The organism is Chryseobacterium sp. CBTAP 102 (assembly GCF_003201365.1).
Classification (GTDB): domain Bacteria; phylum Bacteroidota; class Bacteroidia; order Flavobacteriales; family Weeksellaceae; genus Chryseobacterium; species Chryseobacterium candidae.
On record NZ_QICX01000030.1, the window covers coordinates 1 to 1286 of the forward strand.

The following is a 1286-nucleotide window of genomic DNA, read 5'->3' on the forward strand; positions in this document are numbered from 1 at the left end:
CCTCCACCAATATAGGTTTTCAGATTAACTGTGCCGTTGGTATGATTCAAACCAAAACTATTATCAGGGGTACTGATAGTAAGTTTGGTATCAGGAGTAGTGGTGCCGAGACCTACACGGTCATTGGCAGCATCCACTGATAAGGTACTTCCATCCACAGAAAATGCATTGGTCTGTGTTCCTGTAAAGGCCAGGGTATTGGCTCCCTGTGTTACCGTTCTGTTCCCTGCAAGAGTACCGTCTGCGGTATAGATATTAGTAGGGGAAGTTCCAGCTGAGCCTCCATCGGTAGACCTCCAGAATGAGTTACTGAAAACAAATTCCAATGCTTTGCCATTAGGAACAGTTATGCCATCCAGTGTAGTTCCAAATCCTCCTGTAGTATTATTATAAACTATCAGTCTCTGGCCGGGGTTGGGAGCAGCAGGTGCAGAAATGGCAACATTGGCTGTAGCAGCTCCGGTAATCTGTACCTGGCTTACATTGGCAGGAACTGTAACACTGTTGCCTGAAACAGCTAATACAGTTTCACGGTTGGTAATGGCTCCATTCACATCCAGTGCTGTTCCGGGGGATGCTGTAGCAATTCCTACATTTCCGCCCACTGGATTCAACACTAAAGGAAGACCTGTAGCAGCAGTTTTGTTCTGACTTGAAATATAAGATCCAAAGGGAGAGTTGGTATAGGTTCCGAAGTCCAGAGCATGGCTGGTGTTTCCATCAATTCTAAGCGTGGCATTGGTATTGGCTGTACCTAATGCTGAAGGTTGGGCATTAATACCTGTAACCACTAACTTATTGGTGGGAGACACCGTTCCTATTCCCACTCTTCCGGAGTTAGCATCTGTAAGGTACATCAGCTCGTTAGGGGTTTGACCAACACTAAAAGACAGGTAACGATTACCTGTTGCTGTTGTTGTGGAAACATCACCAAAGTTAATACGTGAAATAGGTCCTGTAGATGCAGAAGAAGAAGACTTCATATTGATCCCGAAATTTTCTGCACGATTACCATAGCTGAAACCATCCTGTCCAACATTAATTTCTAATGCATTTTTAGTCTGGGCTGTTGTAACGGCGGCATTAAGCAGCTGGCTGCCTTCTACGTGTAATTTGTTTGAAGGGGTTGTGGTACCAACTCCTAAACGGCCATTGGCAGCATCCACAGATAAAGTATTTCCATCTACAGAGAATGCATTGGTCTGCGTTCCTGTAAAGGCCAGGGTATTGGCTCCCTGTGTAACGGTACGGTTGCCTGTAAGAGTTCCGTCTGCGTTATAAATATT

Annotated in this window: 1 pseudogene; it reads right to left on the reverse strand. The window is 45.2% G+C overall.

Going from position 1 to position 1286, the window contains the following annotated elements:
• Positions 1-1286: pseudogene (locus tag C8D70_RS20975) on the reverse strand (hypothetical protein); the annotation flags it as partial.